The organism is Dellaglioa sp. CoH-57-MRSF-21 (assembly GCF_056781915.1).
In genome coordinates this window covers 1-288 of record NZ_JBXAXU010000162.1, presented here as the reverse complement: position 1 = coordinate 288, position 288 = coordinate 1, and the positions used below count along the sequence as shown (strand labels likewise).

Annotated in this window: 1 protein-coding gene; it reads left to right on the top strand. The window is 49.7% G+C overall.

The window, feature by feature from the left end; genetic code table 11:
• Window positions 1-65: 65 nt before the first annotated feature.
• Window positions 66-288: hypothetical protein (locus tag AC1RPQ_RS08390; RefSeq protein WP_481762328.1), on the top strand; the 223-nt coding region annotated here is incomplete at its 3' end.

Sequence of the window (288 nt, the reverse complement as noted above, 5' to 3'; positions counted from 1 at the left end):
AGGACGAGGTAGCTTTCATTCACGAGTGTATCAAGCGCATTGAGCCTTATCGTAAATACAAAGATATGGATGATCGTCAGGCTTTTGAAGCCGCTCAGCAGGAAGAGTGGAAGCTAACGCTTATGCGCCGTGCCGAGAACTATCTGCTGAGTCAAGGGTCGATTCCGCATGATCATTTCGAGACAATGCGCTTGCATCCGGAGTTTAGCACTGTTATACTGCCGCACGTCAATCGTGTTCACCAGCTGAGCACGAGCAAAGAGGCCTCAGATAGGCAAGCTCTAGTAG